This window comes from Bacillus sp. TH19, from assembly GCF_016651075.1.
Lineage (GTDB): Bacteria > Bacillota > Bacilli > Bacillales > Bacillaceae_G > Bacillus_A > Bacillus_A mycoides.
In genome coordinates, this window is record NZ_JAEKEO010000007.1 from 902271 (window position 1) to 926559 (window position 24289).

The window sequence follows — 24289 nt, forward strand, 5'->3', positions numbered from 1 at the left end:
ACGGTTTTGCTGTATACTAATAGAAAATGTTGGATAGTAAAGTAGGGAGTAAAGCGACATGAAAGAAATTGAATTAAAATTAAAAGGTGAAATAAATCGACTAACAAATAAAACATTTAAATTTGATGAACGTGTTGGAGAAGGCTGGTTCTCTGCCGTTTACTTTTTAAAAACTAGAGAAATCATTGAAGAATTTCGCCCGAAAAGCGTTGTAACAATGCAGTTTTTTCAAAAAGAACATGCAGTTCTTTGCGGAGCAGATGAGGTAATCGCATTGCTACAAACATTTGCCAAAAATCCTGAGGAATTAGAAATTCATTCTTTAAAGGATGGCGATAATATTAGTCCGTTTGAAACAGTTTTAACAATTCATGGTCCTTATGAATACTTCGGCTTTTTAGAAGGTGTAATTGATGGGATTTTAGCTCGTCGTACATCAGTTGCGACAAACGTATATAACGTTGTCCAAGCTGCACGTAGTGTAGATAAAGAAAAACCGGTTATTTTCATGGGAGATCGTGACGATCATTATACGCAACAAGCTGGTGACGGCTATGCGGCATACATCGGAGGTATGAGCGCGCAAGCGACGCATGCAATGAATGAATGGTGGGGCAGAAGTGGTATGGGGACGATGCCTCACGCTTTAATTCAAATGTTTAATGGTGATGTTGTTGAAGCTGCAAAGGCATATCATAAAAAATTCCCAGAAGATGAATTAGTCGTACTAATTGATTATAACAATGATGTCATCACAGATGCACTTCGCGTAGCGCGTGAATTTGGATCAACATTAAAAGGTGTACGTGTCGATACGTCTCGCACAATGATTGATCAATACTTCATTCGTCACCCAGAAGTACTTGGAACATTCGATCCACGTGGTGTAAATCCATCACTTGTATTTGCACTTCGTAAGGCTCTTGATGAGGAAGGGTTCCAACATGTAGATATCGTTGTAACTGGTGGGTTTGATGAGAAGCGTATTCGTGAATTTGAAGCTCAAAATGTTCCTGTCGATATATACGGAGTAGGAAGTAGCTTATTAAAAATGAATATTGGTTTTACTGGTGATAACGTAGAATTAAATGGAAAACCAGAAGCAAAAGCTGGTCGTAAATACCGTCCAAATTCACGTCTAGAGCGTGTTCAATTAGAAACAAAAGAAGATATGTAAAAGCGAGAAAAACTGATAGGTGATTGACCCTATCAGTTTTTCTGTTATCATAGTATAGCGGCTTGTTTTTTGCTATAATAAATGTGTTATGGACATAAAAGAAGTACGTACGAGTTTATCACTGATAAGTGAATATAAAAAGAAATTCACTGCATCAGAAATGTATGATGATTACCAAAATAAGAAAAGATTCATATACTGTCTTATAGATAGGCCGTTGTATTAGTTCGAAATGTTGGAGGTTCTTTAAGATGACAGTTTACCATTTTGTAGGAATTAAAGGAACAGGAATGAGTTCATTAGCACAAATTCTTCATGACATGAAGCATACTGTTCAAGGGTCTGATTATGAAAAGCGTTTCTTTACACAAACAGCATTGGAAAAGCGTGGTATTTCCATCCTTCCTTTTGATAAGAATAATATTAAAGAAGGACAAGTGATTATCGCAGGAAATGCATTTCCTGATACGCATGAAGAAATCGTAGCAGCAAAAGAATTAAATATCCCAGTACATCGTTACCATCACTTCTTAGGTGATCTTATGAATCAGTACACAAGTGTTGCTGTAACTGGTGCACATGGAAAAACATCAACAACTGGTTTGTTAGCCCATGTAATGCAAGGTGCACACCCAACATCATACCTTATTGGAGATGGAACGGGGCATGGGGTAGAAAATAGTAAGTATTTTGTATTTGAAGCTTGTGAGTATCGTCGTCATTTCTTGTCTTACTATCCAGACTATGCAATCATGACAAATATCGATTTCGATCACCCAGATTACTTTGCAGACATCAATGATGTATTTAATGCATTCCAAGAGATGGCATTGCAAGTGAAAAAAGGTATTATTGCATGTGGTGATGATGAAGAACTTCAAAAAGTTCAAGCGAAAGTACCTGTTATTTTCTATGGATTTGGAGAAGATAATGATTTCCAAGCACGTAACATTCAAAAGAGAACTGATGGTACTATATTCGATGTATTCGTTCGTAATACGTATTATGACACGTTCAAAATTACAGGATACGGCGATCACAGCGTATTAAATGCATTAGCAGTAATCGCGCTTTGCCATTATGAAAACGTTGATGTAGAAGCAGTTAAGCATCAGCTAACAACTTTTGAAGGCGTAAAACGTCGCTTTAATGAAAAACCAATGGGAGAACAAGTTATCATTGATGACTATGCACACCATCCGACAGAAATTAATGCAACGATTGAAGCAGCTCGTCAAAAACATCCAGAGCGTGAAGTTGTCGCTGTATTCCAACCACATACATTCTCACGTACAGAGAAATTTTTAGATGAGTTCGCGGAAAGCTTAAGTAAAGCTGACCAAGTATACTTATGTGATATTTTCGGATCAGCACGTGAAAACAAAGGTGAATTAACAATTGAAGATCTGCAAAAACGTATCGATGGCGCAGAACTAATTACAGATACAACAACGGATGTGTTAAAGAAACATAAAAACGGCGTTCTTATTTTCATGGGCGCAGGTGACATCCAAAAATTCGAAGCAGCTTACGTAAAAGAAGTTCAAGTTGCAGAGAAGTAATAGAAAAGACGCATAGCTTGGCTGTGCGTCTTTTTTTGTTGTGTCCGATTTTTATTTATGTATTGACCTAGAGTTAGCTCTAGGTTGTAAGATGAATATGTAAAAACAAGGGGGAGAAAACATGTATAAAATCGGTGAAGTCGCAGAATTAACAGGGATGGGTATTCATACTTTGCGCTATTATGAGAAACTAGGTTTATTGCCACCACCAACGCGGAATAGTGGCATTCGTCAGTATACAGAAGGTGATGTGCGCCTATTAAAATTTTTATATTCATTAAAGCAAACAGGAATGTCTTTAGAAGAGATGGCTGAGTTTGCAAGTGACGGATGTATTATAGAGGAGATTAAACAGCGGGAAGAGGAAGTACCTGCGAAAATAAAAAAGAGGATTTCAATTTTAACAACACACTTAGATCGATTAAGGGAACAGCAGGAGCAATTGCAAAAAGTAATTTTGTTAACAGAGGAGAAGTTAGAAATTTATTATGGTTTTCTAGAAGAGAAAAACTCGGAGGCCAACAATGAAGAATAAAGTATACGCTCAGTTACTAGGGTTTGCGATTTTCACTGGTGGAACATTTAATGCTTCGAAATATGCGGTGCAATATTTCGAAGCGATTCATATAGCGGCATGGCGTTTTGGGATTGCTGCATTTGTGATGTTATGTCTGTTAAAAATACGAAAAGATTTTGAGGTGGAGGTATGGAGGCAGAATAGGGCTTATTACCTTTTGCTAGGTATTGTTGGTGTATTTGGTTTTAACTTCTTTTTCTTTTTAGGTATGAAACATACAGAAGCTATTAATGGTGCACTTATTATGGCGACGAATCCGCTCGTTACGATGCTATTAGCAAGTGTTATTTTACGAGAAAAAATTATAAAGCGCCAAGGTATTGGAATGTTACTTGCATTACTTGGTGTTGTTTTTGTACTTACACAAGGTTCATCTACAATACTACAAAGCTTATCATTTTCAAAAGGGGATTTTTATATTTTATTAGGGAATATTTGCTGGGCGTTATACGGTGTACTAGGCAGAAGGTTTATTAAAACTGGTAGCCCAATACAAACTACGACATATACGATGACGATTGGTGCTCTTGCCTTTATTGTGATATCTGTCACTCAAAAAAGTATAGTACCAGTTTTGGAAGTTCCTTTGTTAGCTTGGGGAGCGATTCTCTTTATGGCAATTGGAATGAGTGTGCTCGGTTACTTATGGTGGAATAATGGAATTGCTCAAATTGGGGCAGCAAGGACATCTTTATTTTTTAATTTAGTGCCTGTTGTTACAATGATTATTTCTTTTATTGAAGGAGTAAATATAACGCCCGCACAATCTGTAGGAATGATATTAGTTGTTACGGGAGTATTATATTCTTCTGGTTTTATACAAATAAAACCGAAAAAAGTGTGAATATTTAACATTTTGTATCTGTAAGTGTTAGAATAATAAGAAAAATAAAAAGGGGCTAAAAAACATGTTCACACTCCGAGTAGATGACGAAATCGAACTACAACTATTAGAAAAACATCATAAAGAGGAATTATATCAATTATTAGATCAAAACCGTAACCATTTAAGAAGATGGCTCCCTTGGGTAGATGGAACGAAATCAGCTGATGCGTATAATGAGATTTTTCCGATGTGGTTAAAGAAATTTGCAGAGGGAGATGGGTTTGAGGCTGGTATACGCTATAAAGGAAAGCTCGTTGGGATGGTAGGTATTCATCCGGTGAGCTGGGGTAAGAAAGCTACGAGTCTTGGATATTATCTTGCAGAAGATGCTGGCGCGAAAGGTATTATGACGCGAAGTGTGAAGGCTGTGCTTCATTATGCATTTGATAATTTAAAGCTGAATAAAATTGAAATTCGTTGCGGTGTTGAAAATGCGAAAAGCCGTGCGATTCCAGAACGTTTAGGTTTTAAATTAGATGGTATTTTAAGAGATGACGAATGGTTATACGATCATTTTCAGGATATCGCTGTGTACAGTTTACTAGCTTCAGAATGGAAAAAAATTCGATGAACGAGAAGATTTGTATTATTCCGTATGAAAGTATGTTTCAAGAGGAAGTAGTAGATCTTATCGTTCATATTCAGCGAAAAGAGTACAAGGTCCCTATTACGAAAGAAGAGCAGCCGGACTTACTAGAAATAGAAACGTTCTATCAAAGGGACAACGGAAATTTTTGGGTAGCAACTTATGATGGGAAAGTAGTTGGAACGGTAGCTTTATTAGATATTGGAAAGCATCAAGTAGCGCTAAGAAAAATGTTCGTGAAGAAAGAGTTCCGCGGAAAAGAATGGGGCGCATCACATACGCTACTTCAAACGGCAATTTCTTGGGCGAAAGAAAAGAACTTGGAAGACATTTATTTAGGAACAACAGTTAAATTTCTAGCAGCACACCGTTTCTACGAAAAGAATGGTTTTCAAAGCGTGAGTATAGAAGAGTTGCCAAAAAGTTTTCCAGTGCTAGAGGTAGATAAGAAATTTTATAGGTATACTGTTTAAAAAGGTCATTCATAAATGATCTTTTTTTATGAACTAAAATGGAGATAATGGTATAATTTGGATTAGGGGGTGTGGGTATGAACTTTCCAATTCAGAGAAGTAAGTTAGGAATGATTTTCGTTAGTATAACGTTAGCTTTTATGGTGATATATCCAATAGTTATGTTCTTTACAAGAAAAGGGGATTGGGCTTCAGCTCTAATTGGGATGGGATTATGTTTTATTGTAAATGTCCCTCTCGTTTGGGAAATGTTCATTAAAAAACATAAAGTAGAAAATGGTATTTTAAAATACGGAATTTTAAATGACGACGTTGTATTAAAAGATATAAGAGTTATTCGTCAAGTTGGAAAATCATTTGAGATTATAACGAATGCATATAAAGTACATATGATTGCGATGCCGCAAGATCCGGATGAATTTTTGGCGCTTATCGCGAAAGAAAATCCATATGTGAAAATAGAAATGGTAGGTAAGAAATGAAATATGTAAAACTTTTGTTTTGTTTGGAAATTTTGTTTGTGCTTGTTGGTTGCACTAGAGTATATATGAAATGGGATCTGCCCTTATATGTCCCAATATTAATAGGTACTATCGTAGTGACGCTTTTATTTTATTTTCATTTTCAGCAAACAAAAAGCGAGAAAAATAGCTCCATATAAAGTAGGGGGATTAGAAATGAAAAAGATCTATATGTTGTTTTTGTTTCTGCTAACTGCATCCATTCTTTTAATAGGATGTAGTGCGAAGAAAGAGAAGTCTGATGTTAGTTTAGAAAAGGCACAAAAAATTGAAATTGAATCGCTTATTGATTCGAGTGATAAAAAAACAATTACCGATAAGAAAGAAATCACAAAGTTGTTTGAATCAATCAAAATGGATGAGTGGGAAATGGAATCGGCTCCTTTAGATACTCCGCAAGGGAAAACGTTTAAAATGTATCAAGAGGATACACCGAAATTATTGGATTCGGGTAAAGATAAAAAAGAGTTACATGAAATTGGTACTATGACAGTATATAAAGATGTCCCTTATGTCGAAGTTGAAATGAAAAATAAGAAAATGAGTTTTAAAGTGCCAGAAGATGTGGCGAAAGATTTATTACAATATTAATAAAAAGACGCTCGGAGAAAATTCCGAGCGTTTTTCATTATTTTAAGTTCTCTGGGTTTAAAGCTTCTAGTTCAGTTACAACGAAGCGTCCGTCTTTACGGATTAATACGTCGTCGAAGTAAATTTCACCGCCGCCGTATTCAGGGCGCTGAATGCATACTAAATCCCAGTGAATGTTAGAGTTGTTGCCGTTCCATGCATCATCATAAGCTTGTCCAGGTGTGAAGTGGAAGCTGCCATCGATTTTTTCATCGAATAGAATGTCACCCATTGGATGTAAGATGTATGGGTTTACGCCGATTGCAAACTCACCAACGTAGCGTGCGCCTTCGTCCGTATCGAAGATTTTGTTAATGCGCTCTGAATCGTTTGCAGTTGCGTCAACGATTTGGCCATTCTCAAATTTAAGTTGTACATTTTCAAATGTATAACCGTTGTAAGGAGATGGTGTGTTGTAAGAAACTGTACCGTTAACAGAATCGCGAACTGGTGCAGAGTATACTTCACCATCTGGAATGTTTAAATGACCCGAGCATTTAATAGCTGGAATGTCTTTAATAGAGAATGTTAAGTCAGTTCCAGGGCCAGTTAAGCGAACCTTATCTGTTTTATTCATTAATGTAACAAGGCTATCCATCGCCTTATCCATTTTACCGTAGTCTAAGTTACAAACTTCGAAGTAGAAGTCTTCGAAAGCTTCTGTGCTCATTTTAGCAAGCTGCGCCATAGAAGCATTTGGGTAGCGAAGAACAACCCAGCGTGTTTTCGGAACACGGATGTCTCTATGAACTTTTTTGCCAACTGTTTGGCCGTGAACTTTCATACGTTCACTTGGAACGTCAGCTTGTTCGTTAATGTTATCACCAGAGCGAAGGCCAATGTAAGCATCCATATCTTTCATTACACTAGCTTCATATGCAGCGATTTGTTCGAAATGTTCTTCAGTAGCACCCATTAATAAAGAGCGATCTACTTGATGATCTTTTAAAGAAACGAATGGGAAACCACCAGCTGCATATGCTTCTTTTACAAGTGCAGTTACAAGTTCTTTTTGTAAGCCAAAGTTTTCAATTAATACTTTTTCGCCTTTTTGTAAACGAATAGAGTAGTTAATTAAATTGTATGCTAACTTTTCAATGCGTGGATCTTTCATATGTAAAGCCTCCCTACTAATTATGTATCCTCTCCTATTGTAACCTACTTAGTGGAATTTGTTGAATCATTTATGTTAAAGTTAACGAATAAGTATGAAAATTCTAATGGAAAGATAGGGATTAGAATGAAACGGAAAATGATTGTATAATGGGAGAAAGTATGAAAAAGATAAAGGAAGTGATGAAATGCAAGTTCTTCTATATGTAAGTGCGGCTATTATCGCGGTTGCTTTCGCAGTATTAGTAGTGTATGTATGCAGAACGTTGTTATCGGTTCAGAAGACGTTAGAAAACGTTGCGAGCACGTTAGAAGGTTTAGAAAAGCAAATGCAAGGAATAAGCGTAGAGACGGAGCAATTATTACATAAGACAAATGCGTTAGCTGATGATATTCAACAGAAGTCACAGTCGCTAAATAAAGTAGTAGAAGGTGTGGATGGAATCGGAACGACGATCCACTCTTTAAATACGAAGCTTCGCAATGTATCAGAGTCTGTTACGGACGAAATTGAAAATAATGCAGATAAAGTAGCACAAGTTGTACAGTGGAGCAGCGCAGCAATTGAAGTATATAATCATTACCGTACTACGAGACAAGAGAAAAAGATTGAAAAAGAAGAGCGTAAACTTGAGAAAGCTGAGCAGAAGGCTGAAAAGAGAGAGAAGCGCTCTAGACTTCGCATGAGAGGTGAGTAATGATGAGTATGATGAAGATTGAAACGATTGAAGAACTTGAAGCGTTAGTAGAAAAGAACGAGCCTTACGTTCTTTTTAAACATAGTACGACATGTCCAATTAGTCACGGTGCATATACTGAGTTTCAAGCGTATTGCGGTGAAGAAAGAGAAGTGCCAGCATATTACTTATACGTACAAGAGGCGAGAGATGTTTCGAACCATGTTGCAGAGCAGTACAGCATTAAGCATGAATCTCCGCAAGTGTTATACATAAAAGATGGAATGGTAGTATGGCATACATCGCACTGGAATATTAAAAAAGAAGCTTTAGAAGAGAATGTAAAATAGGGAGAGGCAAGCGAAGGGCTTGCTTCTTTTTTATTTTGTTGCAATATATTTAATGGTACACTAGAGATACTTTAAAACTAAGTAAATTGACTTTTGAAAGTGGGTTTTAAGCAATGAAGAAAATGGCATTATGCATCGCAAGCTTAAGTTTATTACTGGGGGCTTGCAGCAATAATACTATTGAGAAGAAGGATGAAGTTGTACAGAAAGATACGAAAGAAAAAAGTATGATTCCAAGAACTGCTGTTTCTAAGGATTACTATAGAACTGTTATTCCTTTAAAAGAACAAAAGGTAATTAATACAGTTAATGTTAAAACTAATTCTAAACTAGATTTAGCAGAATATGAAAATGGTTTAATGGATATTGCTTCAAAACAATTCGATACAGAAAATTACGTATTACAATTAAATCAATATATTCCAGAGAAAACAATTGATGAATTAGTTACGAAACAAGAAGTACCAGTTTTGACTAATATTATAGAACAGGACTACTTCGGCAAACAAAATTCAAATGAACTAAGCTTATCTGGTGTTGTTATTGGTTTATCTATGTCTTCAAGTGTATCTAATGAGGAAGCTATTTCTAAAGGTACTGAAGTCGCTAAGGGGCTTATAGAAGCTATTAATAAAAATGATAAATATAACAAATCTCCAATTACGTTTGCTATATTTAAGCAAGAAAGTACAAGTTCTTTAAAGAATGGTACTTATATTTCAAGCGCTACTGTTCAAAAGAACGAGACTAATCTTGGAAATTGGGATACTATTGATGAAAAGTCGTATTCGTATCCTTCTCAAGAATTTGAGGGGGCACATGGAGAAGATAATGATAAGCTAAAGAATTTTTCTAAAGCAATGAAGGCATTTTCTCCAGGAGATTATATCCCTGTTAATGCTAAGATTTCTTATAAGCAAAATAAGATGGATAAATTAAAGATGGATATTGTCGTTAAATATAACGGTAAGTCAGAATTAATGGCACTCTCTCAAACGGCTGCTCAAAGTATGATAGAACAATTTCCTAAAGATGCTAAAGTTCAATTACAAATAAAGTCCGAGAATAAAATCGAGGCTGTTATTATAAAAGAGAAGAACAGCGATAAACCGTTTGTTTCTTTCCTATAATAAAAAAAGACAGTTTTTAAGCTGAGGCTACTGAAAAAGTGAATACTTCGAGAAAAACATTTCGAATTTCCTAAAGATGTTGAAAGAAGAAAGGAGATCATTACCTGTACATAATAGGGAATGACCTCTTTTTTCTTATGAAATAGACTCTTTCAGTGCCTTCTTTAAAGTGTCAGATTATGTTGATGTTATTCAAATTGGCGCTCGCAATATGCAAAACTTTGAACTGTTAAAGGCAGCTGGTGCTGTAAATAAACCAATATTATTAAAGCGTGGTTTATCAGCAACAATTGAAGAATTTATTAATGCAGCAGAATATAGTATGGCAGAGGGGAATGGTACTATCATTTTATGTGAGCGTGGTATTCGCACATATGAAACAGCAACGCGTAATACGCTTGATATTTCCGCTGTGCCAATTTAAAAGAAAGAAACACATTTACCTGTTGTTGTCGATGTAACGCATTCTACAGGGCGATGTGGCCTTCTATTACCGTTTGCAAAAGCGGCTATGGCAATTGGGGCTTTTGCTATTATGGCTGAAGTACATCCAGACCCAGCAGTTGCATTATCAGATGAAGCGCAGCAAATGGGTATTCCAGAATTCAATGAGTTTATGAAAGAATTAAAAGCATTCGGAAGTAATTTATAAAAAGATTTCTTAGTCTATGTAGCCCTTGTTACATAGCTTTTTTACAAAAATTGACCTTTTTTGCATGAAAAATACGAAAATACGAGAAAAGAAGCGAATTTTTTCGAAACTTTTGCGGGAAAATATTGTATGACCCTGTGTTTTTAGCGTATCATTAGTAAAAGGAAGAACTCGGGACGATTGTTGGCATCTGCAAATAGAGTTGATGTCTTTTTTTCATTCAAGTGAACCGATACATAAAAATAGATAACATAAATAGAAGGAGTGTGCGAAGAGATGAACGTAACAATCTATGATGTAGCGCGTGAAGCAAATGTTTCAATGGCTACCGTATCACGCGTTGTGAATGGTAACCCAAATGTAAAGCCTACAACAAGAAAGAAAGTATTAGAAGCAATTGATCGTTTAGGATACCGCCCGAATGCGGTAGCACGTGGACTAGCAAGTAAGAAGACAACTACAGTGGGTGTTATTATTCCTGATATCTCAAATACGTTTTATGCAGAACTTGCTCGTGGAATTGAAGATATCGCAACAATGTACAAATATAACATCATTTTAAGTAACTCTGACCAGAACAAAGAGAAAGAGTTCCACTTATTAAATACGATGCTTGGGAAACAAGTGGACGGGATTGTTTTCATGGGTGAAGATATTACAGATATTCACGTTGAAGAGTTCAAAAAATCTCCAGTACCAATTGTATTAGCAGCGTCATTTGATGAACAAAATGAAACGTCATCAGTAAATATTGATTATACACAAGCAGCTTACGATGCAATGAAGCATTTTATTGAGCAAGGACATAAACGTATCGGTTTCGTCTCTGGTCCTTTCATTAATAAAGCAGGAAGCGCGAAGAAGTTACAAGGTTATAAAAAAGCTTTAGAAGAAGCAGGTATTTCATATGATGAAAATCTTATAATTGATGGAGATTACACATATGATTCAGGTATAGAAGCGTTTGAAAGACTTTGGGGCATGGATGAAAAACCAACAGCAATCTTCGTATCTTCTGATGAAATGGCACTAGGTGTAATCCACGCAGCACAAGACGCGGGATTAAACGTACCAACGGATATCGAAGTGCTTGGTTTTGACAACACACGTCTTGCATTAATGGTTCGCCCGCAACTTTCGACAGTTGTACAACCAATGTATGATATCGGTGCAGTAGCAATGCGTCTACTAACGAAATATATGAACAAAGAAAAAGTAGAAGATCACTCAGTTATCTTACCTCACCGTATCCAATTTAGAGATTCAACGAAGTAAGAATAAGAGAGCTCACAGCGATAGCTGTGAGCTTTTATTCATATTCAGGATAATGGTGTTTAACTACTGTATCTACACTTTCAGTTTTCTTAACATGTAAAAAGCGTGCATATAATTCTTTTCCTGTCTCAAATGGTGTGTCATCTAATTCGAAAACATGCAACACTTTTCTAAACGTCCATGTTACTTGCTCACCGTACATATTATCGTACGTATCTTCAGACTGTAGAGCTATCTTTTCACCTAGCTCATGAGCTTCCTCTAAACTGTTCGCCTTAACGAGAATGATACTTTCTTCAAAAAGTGTATCGTGATTCTCTTCATAATGTTCATCAATTTTACTAGGATTAGGTTTACCTGAATGGACAGATTCAAATAATAATTTTACAGCATACACATGAGATCAGTCTCCTTATGCTGAATGTTTTATTTTATAAACAATACTCGCGATAAGTGAAGCCGGTATTGTAAATACGTTACTTTGATAATGATAATGTACTTGGGATTCTTCATAAGACATTTTGTCGTAAAGTTCATTTTGAGACACGTTCATTTTTTTCTGTTTTTCCTTGAGCATCTTAATATAGTTGTACTGTATTGGGACGAGAATGATGAAATAGGCTAATACGATTAGTGAAATCCAAATCATTATGAACACTCCCTTACAAAGAATATTTCTATATAACAATTATATCAATAAAAAGAAAAAATAACCATTTATTATTAGGACTAATTTTCTTCTAAAAATGCGAACAGTTCCTCTTGGTTTCTTAAATTGCGATCAATACATGTTTGAGCAATACATTTTAATCCTTGTAATAATGTGTCTATGTACAAAGTATCGTACTGAATTATATTTCCCTCTACCATTGTTTCATCTTTTTCCAAGTTAATTGATATTTTTAGTACAGCTGTATTGCTTTGCAAATTTACAACGTCGATGCAAAAAAACTGTTTTTCTAAGTCAATCGTAACATAATCGAATCTTTCGGATAGCTCCAAATTGCATGTGGTAGTGTATTCCAAATGAAAGCCTCCTTATTGTGTAAGTGTATGTTGTAATGCTTTCGCTACAGTAGGGGGGATTCCTTGTTATATGTCACACAAGTGCAAATTTAACTATTATAGGGCAATGTCATGTATAATAGAAAGAAAAGGCTTGTGAGGGGGGAGAAGAGATGATCGTTCTTTGGATAATTACGCTTTGCATGACCGCTATTTTTGCATATATGACGTTAAAACAAAATGGCTTAAAGCGATTTGTTCCAGGAAGTATTCTTGCAGGAATCGCCCTTATCACGTATGTAATTTCTATTTTTATTGAAAGTGTATCAGTGGACATGAGCACAAGTTTAATGTTTATGGGTATTACACTATTTGCAGGTAGTATTATGGTACTTATGGTTGCTGGTATTATTTTATTTATTCATATGAATTCGGAAACTTTATAGCATATAGAAAAGGCATGTCCCAAGGGGGCATGCCTTTTTATCCGTTCAATTATGCTCTATCTTTAGAAGAGTTTTGTTGTTTTAGTAAGTCGCGAATTTCGCCAAGAATTTCTTCTTCTTTTGTTGGTTCTGGAAGTTTTTCTTTCTTTTCTTCTTCTTCTCTTTTAGATGTTAGTTTGTTGAAAACTTTAACAAACATAAAGATAGCAGCTGCAATAATTAAGAAATCAAAAATAGTTTGGATGAAGTTACCATACATAATAGATGATTTACCGAATGTAAGTTTTAAATCTGTAAAGTTAACGCCGCCCAGTACCATACCAAGTAATGGTGTGATGATATCTTTTACTAAAGAACTAACGATTTTACCGAATGCAGCACCGATTACAACCCCGACAGCTAAATCGATTACATTCCCTTTGAATGCGAATTTTTTAAACTCGTTCCACATGTGTTAATCCCATCCTTTCCACGATTCAATATGAAATTTATAATTCCTATCAACATATTCTATAGAAATTTGCGACAGAAATAAAGGGAAAATGGGAATGAAAGTAAATTCTGAAAAATGTATCCGTTTTAATTTTTGTTTGCATTCTCCAGTAGAGATTGCAACAGTTGCTGCGTTTTTAATCCTTCTAATCCATCTACAACAGGTTTTGTATCTCCGTGAACACATTCGATAAAATGATGAACAGCATCTTCAAAACCGCGCTGTTTTAACGTCGTATCCCATGATGGTGAACCGCTTTGCGAAACGGAGTTTTCTTGTTCAATTTCAAATGTGTTCATATTTTTTACGCGAATGATTTTCCCTGTTGTTACAAGTTCAATTTGTTCTAAGTTTGTACCGGCATGGCGATGCATCGCTGTAGAAAGTAACAGTCCATTTGCAGTTGTATATGTATGATGTCCGTAAAGAAGTTCATTCTTTTCATTAATTTGCATCATATTATGAACGACGTTAAGATCATCATTAGCTAACCAGCGAGCAGTATCTACAATATGTAAGTAATCATCTAACATAGTAAAGTCGTACGTATATGGCCCGACTTTATTTGTGCGGTGTTTTTCAATTCGAACCCATGAAATATCATGAGCTTGCTCTTTTGCAGCAACATACATAGGAACGAATCGGCGATTAAATCCGACCATTAACTTTCGGTTATGCTTTTCGCTCAACTCGACTAGTTGCTCAGCTTGTTCCACTGTAGCTGCTAGCGGCTTATCAACATAAACGTCGATTCCTTTTTTCAGAAGTTCAGAAACGATTTCATAATGTGTAGCAGTTGAACTGTGAACGAAGATTGCATCACATTCCGAAGCTAACGTTTCAATAGAATGGAAGTCTTGAATGCGGTATTGTTGGCAAACTTGTTTCCTTTTCTCTGCGTTAGGTGTAAACGCCCCTACAAAATTCCAATCTGTTTCTTTTGTAAGTGTTGGAAGATAGGCCTTTTGCGCAATACTTCCAAGTCCAATCATCCCAATTTTAGGTTTGTTCATGTTTATTCCCACCCTATTAATATTAATGTAACGGGTTAAATGTAGCATAGGGTGGGGGAGGAAGGCAAAAATTAGCTTTTTACTTACGCCCTTCTAACAAAATCTTCTCTATCTCTTCAAAGTTATGAGCGCGAGCATGCTCTAACGGGGTAACACCATCGTTGTCTGGAATATTTACATCTGCACCGTGCTCAATAAGAAGCTGAATGACTTGTTGCTGTGTTTCGTTTCCATTACTTAGTACGATGGCTTCCATTAAAGCGGTCCACCCGAGATTATTTACATGGTTAACATCAATAGTTGTTCGCGTAAGGAGTTCTTTAATAACATCAATATAGCCATGTTCTGAGGCGGGGATAAGAGCTGTTCCGCCGTAACGATTCGTAAGCGATGGATCTGCACCGGCATCAATTGTTAGTTTTAAAATATCAAAGTAACCTTCTGCACCGGCGTATAGAAAGGGATTGTTTTTCATATCGTCTTGGATATTTACGTCAGCACCAGCGTCGATAAGAGCTTTGGCGGTTTTTACATCATTTTTGTATGTAGAAATCATAAGAGGGGTACGTCCTTTACTGTCCGTTATATTTATGTCAGCCCCTTTTTTGAGTAACGATATAACAGTATTCGTTTCTTGTTTCTCAGTAGCTGCTAGTAGCGCTGTCTCCATGTTTGTCATCTCCTTTTTTACTTCTTGTTCTTGCGAGCATCCTTGCAAAAAAATTACGCAACAGATCATGCTTAATGTTTTTTTGAACATGGAATTCCAACCTCCTCATTTCAACTGTAAAATAAGAACATTAAATTTTTATAAACTGACGCTAAAATTACTATAAAATCGCTTGAGTATTTGAACATATATTTTTATGCTTATGAGTAATAAGGTTTGATAAAGTGAAACTTTAATCAGTGGGGGGGTACCCCCACTGATTATTAGTTGAACCAATCGGGCTTTTATGGGCAGTTGATCCCTACCTAACTTCGTTGCTTTCTCTGAATTTTGAGGTGGGGGGTCTTACTGCCCGTTAATGCGGGATAAAGTGAGGATGTAACATATGTCTATTAAAACAAGATTTTTATTCTCTTATATTGCTGTTATTCTCGTTTCCATTACGCTCATATTAGTCGCGGGATTTTTAATTGTTTTTTCCATAACAGGAGACTTGGAATCGGTGAAAAATTTCTATAAAAGTTCCTATATTCAAAAGCCGCTTACGCCAGAAGAAGAGAATACGTATATTGAATTGAAATTAGCGGCAAAGAAAAATCAATCACAACTATTAGATGAATCGTTCGTTTCATCACTTGAAAAAGAAGGTGTGAAAATAGTTGTAAGAAAGGGAGAAACGATTTCTTATGCTACAAAAATATTTGAAGGTGTATCTTTAAAAGAAGTCATTCCGAAATTTGAATCAGCAAATATTAATAGTCGTGGTACAACGGAACTAGGTGATACATTTTATCGATATGTAAAATTTGATTTTTATTTTCCCGGAGATGAAGAAGGGAGTATATTTGTACTAAAAAGGCAAAGTTCATTTGTCGATCTCACACAAAAATTATTTCCAATTTTGTTCGGAGGGCTTTTACTGTTAGCCATTTTACTCATAGGGTTATTAAGTTATTTCGTCTCAAGAAGTGTGATAAAACCAATTTTTGTATTGAAAGATGCGACTGGGAGAATTAAAGAAGGGGATTTAGATTTTCAAATTCCAGTTACATCCCATGATGAGATTGGGCAATTAAATCATGGATTTGAGGAAATGAGGAAGAAGTTAAAAGGGTCGATTGAGATGCAAACACAATATGAAGAAAATCGAAAAGAGCTCATTTCAAACATCTCTCATGATTTAAAAACACCGATTACATCTATTATTGGATATGTAGAAGGCATAAAAGATGGAGTCGCAAATACGCCAGAAAAAATGGATAAGTATTTAACGACCATTCATACGAAGGCAAAGCATATGGATACACTCATTGATGAGCTCTTTTTGTTTTCGAAGCTTGATTTGAACCGAGTTCCTTTTCAGTTTGAAACGATAGAGTTAAACGTGTTTATGCAAGAATTATTAGAAGAGATGCAGATGGATTTAAGTGAGGGAGGTATAGAAGTTTATTTACAATTACATTCATCACCACTATATGTAACGGCCGATTGTGAAAAGATAAATAGAGTGATATCAAATTTAATTCATAATAGTGTGAAATACATGGATAAAGAAGCGAAGAAAATTACTGTAACAGTATTAAGTGATAACAATAAAGTTATTGTAAAAGTGATGGACAATGGATCAGGTATAGAAGCTGATACGCTGCCGTATATATTTGAGCGGTTTTATCGTGCAGAGCAATCGCGAAATTCTAGCACAGGTGGAAGTGGACTTGGCTTAGCGATAGCGAAGCAAATTGTTGAAGAACATGGCGGGGAAATTTGGGCGGAAAGTAAGCTTGGGGAAGGTACAAGTATTTTCTTCTCATTGAAAAAAGTACAGGAATGTGGTGAGTAGAATGAAGAGAATTTTACTAGTAGAAGATGAAATAAGTATTGCAGAATTACAGCGAGATTATTTAGAAATTAGTGATTTTCAAGTCGATGTAGAGCATTCAGGTGAAATAGGTCTACAAATGGCTCTTCAGGAAGACTATGACTTAATTATTTTAGATATTATGCTTCCGAAAATGAATGGTTTTGAAATTTGTAAACAAATACGTGCTATAAAAGACATTCCGATTTTACTTGTTTCAGCAAAGAAGGAGGATATAGATAAAATTCGCGGACTCGGTTTAGGGGCGGATGATTATATAACGAAACCGTTTAGCCCGAGTGAATTAGTAGCAAGAGTAAAGGCGCATATTTCTCGTTATGAAAGATTATCAGGAAATGTGAGTAAGCAACGCGATACGTTATACATTCATGGAATTTCTATTGACCAGCGAGCGAGAAAAGTTTTTATAAACAATGAAGAAATTGCGTTTACAACGAAAGAATTTGATTTATTAACATTCTTTGTAACGCATCCAAACCAAGTATTAAATAAAGAACAGTTATTTGAACGTATTTGGGGACTAGAATCAGCTGGCGATTTAGCCACTGTCGTTGTTCACATTAGAAAGCTACGTGAAAAAATTGAAAGAGATCCTGCTCACCCGCAATATATTGAAACAGTGTGGGGAGCTGGTTATCGCTTTAACGTGTAATGTACCTGCCAAGTAATTGGTAGGTTTTTTATGTTATTCGAACAAAAAGGGAATAATAGGTAATTTATGTTAAAATATAAAGAGAGATAAAACATAGGAGAGCATGAGAGGGCGTGATACATTTTGGGAGATACATTAAAAGATAATAAATCAAACAAGGCTTTAAAGATTGGGACCAATATCATACTTATCTTATTAATTATCGGTGCAATACAAATGTTTTATGATGAAGATTCTACGAATGATCATTTCGGTGGGTTATTTATGATGGTCTTTTTTGGAATTAAAATAATTTCTAATTTTATGATGAGTATAAAAGCAGGAGATAAAAAGTCGATATTCATTGATGTAGGCTTAATGATTTTTTTGTTCTTCTTGTTGTTTCTAGTGTGAAATATTTCTTTTGAAAAAAGTTCATATTCTTATAGAGGCTGTGAGCTTTCCTTAGTAATAACGGTACTAGTGTAACGATTTATAAAATGTTTGAGTAGTAGAAGTAAACTGAGCAGCTTCTTCTAAAAAAGGATAATGGTTACTCTCCTCAAATATCACAAAGATAGAATTACGTATACCCTCATGCATCTCGATAGAATATTGGATCGGGCACTGTACATCATGTCTTCCGCATATAATAAGGGTCTTTGTTTGGATGGAAGGTAAATTCTCTCTTAAATCAAATGACGGATATTCATTGGCGAAAGTGTTCATCCGGCTAGCGGACATTGTTTTTTGGATTGGTTTACAAAAATAAGAGTTGTAGTTTTCTGGTTTATACAATGATAATTTTGTTCTCTTAGTAGATAATTCTTTTCGTTCTGCATTTGTAAGATGAGGGCTTTTCAAGTTTTCGATGAGTTGTTGCATATAATGAAACTGAGGATGTGCTGGGTGATAAATGCAAAATAGTGTTTCGGTATAGTTACTTGCTGCGGCTCCGGCCATGACTAATGATTGTAAGGAATTTGGATATGTAATCGCATATAAAAGTCCAAGCATACCGCCTGTTGAGTGGCCAGCGAAATGCCATCTTGGGAGTTGTAAAGCTTCTCGTATTGCTTCTAAGTCGTGAACGGTTTCAATCATACTTAATTCTTTTTCTGAATTGGCTTTTGCTGAGTTACCAGCGTTTCGTAAATTAATGAGCAATACACGATGCGTAGCAGTGAAAACATCCGCAAAGTAATCGCCAGTGTCATTAAATTGTGAATAGTGATGTGTAATACAAAGCGGTTCGCCATTTCCTTTTGTAAAGAGTTCGAATGTGCCGCGTTTCGTGTTGATTATTTGTTGTTTCCACATAATATCACGACCTTTTCTCATAAAAGTTGGACCGGCTAATTCTTAAATAAAATATATCAGCGAATCTCAAAATATATCGACTTACCGACAGAAAATGACAATAATAGCTAGCTATAAATAAAAGGAGGCTGTTCAAAAAGCGAGCCTCCTCTCTGTTTAATATAAAGATTTTGTCATATTATTCCGAATAATTTCAAGAGATTTCGCTACAGTTAATGCATTTTTTTCTTCGATTTCTGGTTTTCTAGGGATAGGTTGATACATGTTGTCTGGATCTTCCCATGTAAGGGGAAGGTCGGTTTCTGCTTGTCCTTTCCAAGCGTCAATCCATTCTGGAGGGAGATAACCTGAGATGTTTTGGATGTTGTTCATTTCGAGCCAAATGAGTGCCCAAGCTCTTGGTACGACGCGCCAGTGATCATAGCCACCACCGCCGACAGCAATCCAGCGACCGTCGCAATATTCATTAGCGATTTCACGAGCGAGCTTCGGTATTTCACGGTAAATGTTCATCGTTGCGCAAAGGTGTGTAAGTGGATCGTAATAATGTGCATCAGCACCATTTTGCGTTAAAATAATATCCGGTTTAAAGTATGCTGCCACTTCTTTTACAACTGTTCGATATGAATCTAAAAACGATGCGTCTTCTGTAAAAGCGTCGAGTGGAACGTTAAAAGAATAATTATATCCATTTCCTTGTCCACGTTCATTTACTGCGCCAGTTCCAGGAAATAAATAACGCCCAGTTTCGTGTAATGAAATGGTGCATACGTTAGGATCGTCGTAAAAAGACCATTGTACCCCGTCACCGTGATGAGCATCTGTATCAATATATAAAACGCGTAAACCGTATTTCTTCTGAATATATTTCATTGCGATAGAGCTATCGTTATAAATACAAAAGCCAGATGCTTTACCACGGAAGCCATGATGTAAGCCGCCGCCTAAATTGAGGGCGTGCTTTACTTTCCCAGAAATAACAGCATCGACAGCTGTTAATGTTCCGCCAACGAGTAATGCACTTGCTTCATGCATATTTGGAAACATTGGTGTATCTTCTGTTCCAAGTCCATATGTCATCGCAATTGATTTTTCTAACTTTCCTTCTCCAGCAAGTTTTACCGCATTTATGTACTCCTCTGTATGAATGAATGCAATTTCCTCATCTGTAGCCATTCTTGGCGGGATGACTTGAGAAGGGGAGATAAAACCACTCTTTTGTAATAAGTCATACGTAAGTGTGACGCGTAGTTGGTTAAAAGGATGATCAGGGCTAAAAGAATAGCCCCGAAAGTCATCCGAATAAATGAAGGCGCTGCTCATGCTTGCATCCCCATTATGTTTGGCCATAATACGCGGTAGCCCTCTGTTTCGAGTGCATCAATCACTTTTAGAGGATTCATCGTTTGAATGCGGAAAACGAGTACTTTATCATTCTCATCTTTTGCTGGATAGACGAGAACGCTCACAATATTTATTTGTAAATCACTAAAAATAGCAACGACTTTTCCAAGAATACCAGGTTCATTTTTCACTTGAATTTCAATTTGTGAACTCGGTTGATGAGCTCCTGTTAATTTTACTAACGTGTGCAGCACTGTAGATTCAGAAATGATACCTACGAGTTTTCCAGCTTTCGTAACAGGAAGACAGCCTATTTTATTTTCAAAAAATAAAGTCGCAATTTCCTCAACGAAATCGAGAGGGTGACAAGTCATAACAGGGTGTTTCATTATGAGTTCAAGCGGTTGCTTCAGCATATCGAGTGAAACTTGTTCATCTAAAATAGACGGACTTGCATCTCTTACATCCCGATCAGAAATAATGCCTACGACATGATTATTTTGATCGACAATTGGAATGTGCCGAATACCTTTCGTACGTATCGTTCGGATTGCTGTTTCAATTGTATCGTTTGGATGCAGTGTTACTACATCTTGATTCATAATTTCTTCTACAATCATTCCAGTTGCCCCCTTTATTAATACATAAAACGATTGTGAAAACGTAGACGATCGAATGCTTGAATGGAATCCGTATCAACACGTTTACCGATGCGGACCATTAAACAGTTGGCAGGATGTGAACAAATTTCAGGATCGTCTGTAGCCATCCATTGTAAACCACCAGCATTCATCATTTTTTCCATTACTTTTCGGTATTCCCAAACATTTAAGCCTGTTTGTTTTAAATCCCAGTGCCAATAATATTCAGTCGTTAATATAATGTAATCTTCCATATGATCGTCCATCATTGAAACTTCTAATAAATTTTTTCCGACAGAGCAACCACGAAAGGCTGGGACAACTTCAATCGCCCCGAGTTCAATTAAGTTTTCAATCTTTCCTTCTGACCATCGCTCGAGCGGATCAGGATATAAGTATGTAACATACCCAACGATCGTTTGGTCATGTCTAGCAATAATGAGACGAGCTTCTGGTAATTTAGAAATTTCGACAATTGCTTTATATTGCTGCTCGGCAGGACGAAACGCAATTAAGTCTGGATGAAATTCATACATTTCAAGATTATGTGTAGAGACAGGACCTTCAATAATTAAAGTGCCTTTCGCTGTTTTTAAGTTTCTGGCATTATATATTTTTTTATGGATCAATGTATTGCTCACCACCTTGAGGGTTTGTGAATCTATTAATATCGTACTTTATAATATATGCGATGTGAATCGAATTTTGTCATTAAAAATTTGTCTAAAAATCAACAAAAATACTGAAAATTTTAAATAATGTCATTATAATAGATAATAGAATACATAGGAGGGGGATGTAAAGTATGAAAGTGGAAACGCTTCCTGTCATTAAAGGAGAAAATAATTTGCCGAATTATGAAGAGGCATACGCGAATTTTAACTGGGAAGAGGTTAATAAAAATTTTACTTGGAATGAAACAGGCCGAGTGAATATGGCGTATGAGGCAATTGATAAGCATGCGAAATCCGATCGAAAGAATAAAGTAGCACTTTATTATCAAGATGGATCGCGAAAAGAGAAATATACGTTTAAGGAAATGAAGGATTTTTCTAATAAAGCAGGAAATGTCCTGAAAAACTATGGCGATGTTGAGAAAGGCGATCGCGTTTTTATTTTTATGCCGCGTTCCCCAGAATTATATTTCGCACTTTTAGGTGCAGTGAAATTAGGGGCAATTGTTGGACCATTATTTGAAGCATTTATGGAAGGCGCAGTTCGCGATCGTTTAGAAGATAGCGAAGCGAAGGTGTTAATTACAACTCCTGAATTGTTAGAGCGCATACCATTAAATGATTTACCTGCTTTAAAAACAGTCTTCCTTGTTGGAGACAATGAAGAAGAAGGCGGTAAAACTGTAGCGTTCAATCCTTTATTTGAACAAGCTTCAAAAGAATTACATATCGAATGGTTAGGCCGTGAAGACGGTTTAATTCTACATTACACATCTGGTTCTACTGGTAAGCCAAAAGGTGTCCTTCATGCTCAAAACGCAATGGTTCAGCACTATCAAACAGCGAAATGGGTATTAGATTTAAAAGAAGATGATGTATATTGGTGTACAGCTGACCCAGGCTGGGTAACTGGAACAGCTTACGGTATTTTTGCACCGTGGTTAGTGGGAGCATCAAATGTTATTTTAGGCGGGAGATTTAGTCCAGAGGCATGGTATGAAGCACTGCAAGATTACGGTGTAACAGTTTGGTATAGTGCACCGACAGCGTTCCGTATGTTAATGGGAGCTGGACAAGACGTAATTAAAAAATATGATTTATCACAAGTGCGTCACGTATTAAGTGTTGGTGAGCCATTAAATCCAGAAGTAATTCGCTGGGGTATGAGCGCATTTGGACTTCGTATTCATGATACGTGGTGGATGACAGAAACAGGCGGACAAGTTATTTGTAACTATCCTTGTATGGAAATCCGTCCAGGTTCAATGGGGAAACCAATTCCGGGTGTGAAAGCAGCGATTGTTGATAATGAAGGAAATGAAGTGCCTCCATACACAATGGGGAACTTAGCGATTGGTAAAGGTTGGCCATCTATGATGCGTGCGGTTTGGAATAACCCACAAAAATATGATTCTTACTTTATGCCGGGAGATTGGTACGTATCAGGTGACTCTGCTTATATGGATGAAGATGGATACTTCTGGTTCCAAGGACGTATTGACGATGTAATTATGACGTCAGGTGAGCGTGTTGGTCCATTTGAAGTAGAAAGTAAATTAATCGAGCATGCTGCTGTAGCGGAAGCTGGTGTAATTGGTATTCCTGATCCAGTACGCGGAGAAATCATTAAAGCATTTATCGCGCTTCGCGTGGGATACGAACCATCTGATGAATTAAAAGAAGAGATTCGTCAATTTGTGAAAAAAGGCCTAGCAGCTCATGCAGCGCCAAGACAAATTGAATTTAGAGATAAATTACCGAAAACGAGAAGTGGTAAAATTATGCGCCGTGTATTAAAAGCTTGGGAGCTAAACTTACCAACAGGTGACTTATCAACGATGGAAGATTAAGAAGGAAGGGTCTGAACAAGTAATATGTTCAGACCTTTCTTTTTTTATGGTATCATAAACTTATACATACGAGTTAAAGGGGAGAAGGAAATGAAAACAGAAAAAGAAAAGATGATACTTGGGGAAATGTACATACCAGCTGATCCTGTTTTGATTCAAGAGAGGGAGCAGGCTCGTATATTAACGAGAAAATTAAATGAAACACCAGAAGTACAATTAAAAGAGCGTAGCGAAATCGTAAAAGAACTATTCGGAACGACTGGAGATAACATTCATCTTGAATCTTCTTTTAGATGTGATTACGGTTATAACATTCACGTTGGTGAAAACTTTTACGCAAACTTTGACTGTACGATTTTAGACGTATGCCCGGTGACAATCGGAGTGAACTGTATGTTAGCTCCAGGTGTTCACATTTATACAGCAACGCACCCGCTTGACCCAGTAGAGCGCATAAGCGGATCAGAGTACGGAAAACCAGTTACAATTGGCGATAACGTATGGATTGGCGGAAGAGCGATTATTAATCCAGGTGTAACGATTGGAGATAATGCGGTGATCGCATCTGGCGCTGTTGTAACGAAAGATGTGCCGGACAATGTAGTAGTTGGCGGGAATCCTGCGAAGATTATTAAAAAAATAAAATAATATTTGAACGAAGTGCCTTCCTCGTCTGTATACATTTATGAAAGAATAGATGAGGGAGGCTTTTTT

At 36.5% G+C, this 24289-nt stretch carries 30 protein-coding genes and 1 pseudogene; 20 read left to right on the forward strand and 11 right to left on the reverse strand.

The features are described 5' to 3' along the window. Positions 1 to 58 precede the first annotated feature (58 nt). The 9 genes from JFU54_RS08390 to JFU54_RS08430 all read left to right on the forward strand — a co-directional run bounded on the left by JFU54_RS08390 (position 59) and on the right by JFU54_RS08430 (position 6373). Positions 59 to 1177 carry a nicotinate phosphoribosyltransferase gene (locus JFU54_RS08390; RefSeq protein WP_002015597.1) on the forward strand — a complete coding sequence of 373 codons (1119 nt, stop codon included), beginning with the start codon at positions 59 to 61 and terminating at the stop codon, positions 1175 to 1177. A gap of 251 nt (positions 1178 to 1428) precedes the next feature. Continuing rightward, positions 1429 to 2739: a UDP-N-acetylmuramate--L-alanine ligase gene (gene murC, locus JFU54_RS08395; RefSeq protein ID WP_002015598.1), complete on the forward strand. Its 1311-nt coding sequence runs from the start codon at positions 1429 to 1431 to the stop codon at positions 2737 to 2739. A gap of 121 nt (positions 2740 to 2860) precedes the next feature. Further along, positions 2861 to 3274 carry a MerR family transcriptional regulator gene (locus JFU54_RS08400; protein WP_201064221.1) on the forward strand — a complete coding sequence of 138 codons (414 nt, stop codon included), beginning with the start codon at positions 2861 to 2863 and terminating at the stop codon, positions 3272 to 3274. Next, positions 3264 to 4160, forward strand: a complete 897-nt coding sequence (locus JFU54_RS08405) for a DMT family transporter (protein ID WP_002164956.1) — start codon at positions 3264 to 3266, stop codon at positions 4158 to 4160. The genes JFU54_RS08400 and JFU54_RS08405 overlap by 11 nt, the downstream gene beginning before the upstream one ends. A 64-nt stretch (positions 4161 to 4224) precedes the next feature. Further along, positions 4225 to 4773: a GNAT family N-acetyltransferase gene (locus JFU54_RS08410; RefSeq protein WP_002015602.1), complete on the forward strand. Its 549-nt coding sequence runs from the start codon at positions 4225 to 4227 to the stop codon at positions 4771 to 4773. Then, positions 4770 to 5261, forward strand: a complete 492-nt coding sequence (locus JFU54_RS08415; protein ID WP_002167558.1) for a GNAT family N-acetyltransferase — start codon at positions 4770 to 4772, stop codon at positions 5259 to 5261. Before JFU54_RS08410 ends, JFU54_RS08415 begins: the two co-directional genes overlap by 4 nt. A 77-nt stretch (positions 5262 to 5338) precedes the next feature. Beyond that, positions 5339 to 5743: a PH domain-containing protein gene (locus tag JFU54_RS08420; protein ID WP_201064222.1), complete on the forward strand. Its 405-nt coding sequence runs from the start codon at positions 5339 to 5341 to the stop codon at positions 5741 to 5743. After that, positions 5740 to 5922 (forward strand): hypothetical protein, encoded by a 183-nt coding sequence (locus tag JFU54_RS08425; RefSeq protein WP_201064225.1) that lies wholly within the window; start codon positions 5740 to 5742, stop codon positions 5920 to 5922. Before JFU54_RS08420 ends, JFU54_RS08425 begins: the two co-directional genes overlap by 4 nt. 16 nt (positions 5923 to 5938) lie before the next feature. Beyond that, the gene (locus tag JFU54_RS08430) at positions 5939 to 6373 is read left to right on the forward strand and encodes a hypothetical protein (protein WP_002129451.1); all 435 of its coding nucleotides are present in this window, start codon (positions 5939 to 5941) and stop codon (positions 6371 to 6373) included. Positions 6374 to 6410: 37 nt separating this feature from the next. Here JFU54_RS08430 and JFU54_RS08435 read toward each other — a convergent pair whose 3' ends face one another. After that, positions 6411 to 7526 (reverse strand): aminopeptidase, encoded by a 1116-nt coding sequence (locus JFU54_RS08435; protein ID WP_002034367.1) that lies wholly within the window; start codon positions 7524 to 7526, stop codon positions 6411 to 6413. Between the two features lie 187 nt (positions 7527 to 7713). Here JFU54_RS08435 and JFU54_RS08440 point away from each other — a divergent pair, with 187 nt between their 5' ends. The 5 genes and pseudogenes from JFU54_RS08440 (at position 7714) to ccpA (ending at position 11609) form a co-directional block, all read left to right on the forward strand. After that, positions 7714 to 8223, forward strand: a complete 510-nt coding sequence (locus JFU54_RS08440; RefSeq protein ID WP_012261840.1) for a DUF948 domain-containing protein — start codon at positions 7714 to 7716, stop codon at positions 8221 to 8223. Between the two features lie 2 nt (positions 8224 to 8225). Beyond that, positions 8226 to 8552 carry a bacillithiol system redox-active protein YtxJ gene (gene ytxJ, locus JFU54_RS08445; protein ID WP_002067603.1) on the forward strand — a complete coding sequence of 109 codons (327 nt, stop codon included), beginning with the start codon at positions 8226 to 8228 and terminating at the stop codon, positions 8550 to 8552. Between the two features lie 113 nt (positions 8553 to 8665). After that, a complete protein-coding gene (locus JFU54_RS08450) occupies positions 8666 to 9682 on the forward strand; it encodes a CamS family sex pheromone protein (protein ID WP_061674727.1) in 1017 nt (338 codons plus the stop codon). A gap of 172 nt (positions 9683 to 9854) precedes the next feature. After that, positions 9855 to 10334, forward strand: a pseudogene (locus JFU54_RS29710) (bifunctional 3-deoxy-7-phosphoheptulonate synthase/chorismate mutase); the annotation flags it as partial. Positions 10335 to 10610: 276 nt separating this feature from the next. Then, on the forward strand, positions 10611 to 11609 hold the full coding sequence (gene ccpA, locus JFU54_RS08465; RefSeq protein WP_002034370.1) for a catabolite control protein A: 999 nt from the start codon (positions 10611 to 10613) through the stop codon (positions 11607 to 11609). A 34-nt stretch (positions 11610 to 11643) separates the two neighbouring features. Here the strand turns inward: ccpA and JFU54_RS08470 are convergent, their stop codons facing one another. The 3 genes from JFU54_RS08470 to dhp61 all read right to left on the reverse strand — a co-directional run bounded on the left by JFU54_RS08470 (position 11644) and on the right by dhp61 (position 12635). Next, on the reverse strand, positions 11644 to 12006 hold the full coding sequence (locus JFU54_RS08470) for a DUF4288 domain-containing protein (protein WP_002184820.1): 363 nt from the start codon (positions 12004 to 12006) through the stop codon (positions 11644 to 11646). Between the two features lie 15 nt (positions 12007 to 12021). Beyond that, entirely contained in the window at positions 12022 to 12258 is a 237-nt protein-coding gene (locus JFU54_RS08475; RefSeq protein WP_088040255.1) for a DUF3949 domain-containing protein, read from the reverse strand. 80 nt (positions 12259 to 12338) lie between these two features. Next, complete coding sequence (gene dhp61 / locus JFU54_RS08480) at positions 12339 to 12635, reverse strand: protein Dhp61 (protein ID WP_002143417.1); 297 nt, start codon at positions 12633 to 12635, stop codon at positions 12339 to 12341. Between the two features lie 152 nt (positions 12636 to 12787). Between dhp61 and JFU54_RS08485 the strand changes: the two genes are divergently transcribed. After that, positions 12788 to 13060 (forward strand): DUF3917 domain-containing protein, encoded by a 273-nt coding sequence (locus tag JFU54_RS08485; RefSeq protein WP_000636592.1) that lies wholly within the window; start codon positions 12788 to 12790, stop codon positions 13058 to 13060. Positions 13061 to 13109: 49 nt separating this feature from the next. Here the strand turns inward: JFU54_RS08485 and mscL are convergent, their stop codons facing one another. The 3 genes from mscL to JFU54_RS08500 all read right to left on the reverse strand — a co-directional run bounded on the left by mscL (position 13110) and on the right by JFU54_RS08500 (position 15326). Next, positions 13110 to 13511, reverse strand: coding sequence for a large-conductance mechanosensitive channel protein MscL (mscL, locus tag JFU54_RS08490; RefSeq protein WP_061689096.1), 402 nt, complete (start codon positions 13509 to 13511; stop codon positions 13110 to 13112). 128 nt (positions 13512 to 13639) lie between these two features. Next, on the reverse strand, positions 13640 to 14566 hold the full coding sequence (locus JFU54_RS08495) for a Gfo/Idh/MocA family protein (RefSeq protein ID WP_201064227.1): 927 nt from the start codon (positions 14564 to 14566) through the stop codon (positions 13640 to 13642). A 79-nt stretch (positions 14567 to 14645) separates the two neighbouring features. Beyond that, positions 14646 to 15326, reverse strand: a complete 681-nt coding sequence (locus JFU54_RS08500; RefSeq protein WP_201064229.1) for an ankyrin repeat domain-containing protein — start codon at positions 15324 to 15326, stop codon at positions 14646 to 14648. A 295-nt stretch (positions 15327 to 15621) separates the two neighbouring features. Between JFU54_RS08500 and JFU54_RS08505 the strand changes: the two genes are divergently transcribed. From JFU54_RS08505 to JFU54_RS08515, 3 genes are all read left to right on the forward strand, one after another. Further along, complete coding sequence (locus JFU54_RS08505; protein ID WP_201064231.1) at positions 15622 to 17076, forward strand: sensor histidine kinase; 1455 nt, start codon at positions 15622 to 15624, stop codon at positions 17074 to 17076. A gap of 1 nt (position 17077) precedes the next feature. After that, a complete protein-coding gene (locus JFU54_RS08510) occupies positions 17078 to 17767 on the forward strand; it encodes a response regulator transcription factor (RefSeq protein WP_002034338.1) in 690 nt (229 codons plus the stop codon). 123 nt (positions 17768 to 17890) lie between these two features. Next, the gene (locus JFU54_RS08515) at positions 17891 to 18160 is read left to right on the forward strand and encodes a hypothetical protein (RefSeq protein ID WP_002129432.1); all 270 of its coding nucleotides are present in this window, start codon (positions 17891 to 17893) and stop codon (positions 18158 to 18160) included. Positions 18161 to 18226: 66 nt separating this feature from the next. On the opposite strand, the gene JFU54_RS08520 is transcribed toward JFU54_RS08515, so the two are convergent. The 4 genes from JFU54_RS08520 to acuA form a co-directional block, all read right to left on the reverse strand. Next, a complete protein-coding gene (locus JFU54_RS08520) occupies positions 18227 to 19087 on the reverse strand; it encodes an alpha/beta fold hydrolase (RefSeq protein WP_201064233.1) in 861 nt (286 codons plus the stop codon). A 135-nt stretch (positions 19088 to 19222) separates the two neighbouring features. Next, positions 19223 to 20389 (reverse strand): acetoin utilization protein AcuC, encoded by a 1167-nt coding sequence (gene acuC, locus JFU54_RS08525; protein WP_201065574.1) that lies wholly within the window; start codon positions 20387 to 20389, stop codon positions 19223 to 19225. Beyond that, positions 20386 to 21030 carry an acetoin utilization AcuB family protein gene (locus JFU54_RS08530; RefSeq protein ID WP_002190901.1) on the reverse strand — a complete coding sequence of 215 codons (645 nt, stop codon included), beginning with the start codon at positions 21028 to 21030 and terminating at the stop codon, positions 20386 to 20388. The genes acuC and JFU54_RS08530 overlap by 4 nt, the downstream gene beginning before the upstream one ends. Before the next feature lie 17 nt (positions 21031 to 21047). Beyond that, entirely contained in the window at positions 21048 to 21680 is a 633-nt protein-coding gene (gene acuA, locus JFU54_RS08535; protein WP_002112293.1) for an acetoin utilization protein acetyltransferase AcuA, read from the reverse strand. A 176-nt stretch (positions 21681 to 21856) separates the two neighbouring features. On the opposite strand from acuA, the gene acsA reads away from it, so the two are divergent. Then, complete coding sequence (gene acsA / locus JFU54_RS08540; protein ID WP_201064234.1) at positions 21857 to 23575, forward strand: acetate--CoA ligase; 1719 nt, start codon at positions 21857 to 21859, stop codon at positions 23573 to 23575. A 90-nt stretch (positions 23576 to 23665) separates the two neighbouring features. Beyond that, complete coding sequence (locus JFU54_RS08545) at positions 23666 to 24223, forward strand: maltose acetyltransferase domain-containing protein (RefSeq protein WP_061674735.1); 558 nt, start codon at positions 23666 to 23668, stop codon at positions 24221 to 24223. Positions 24224 to 24289 lie beyond the last annotated feature (66 nt).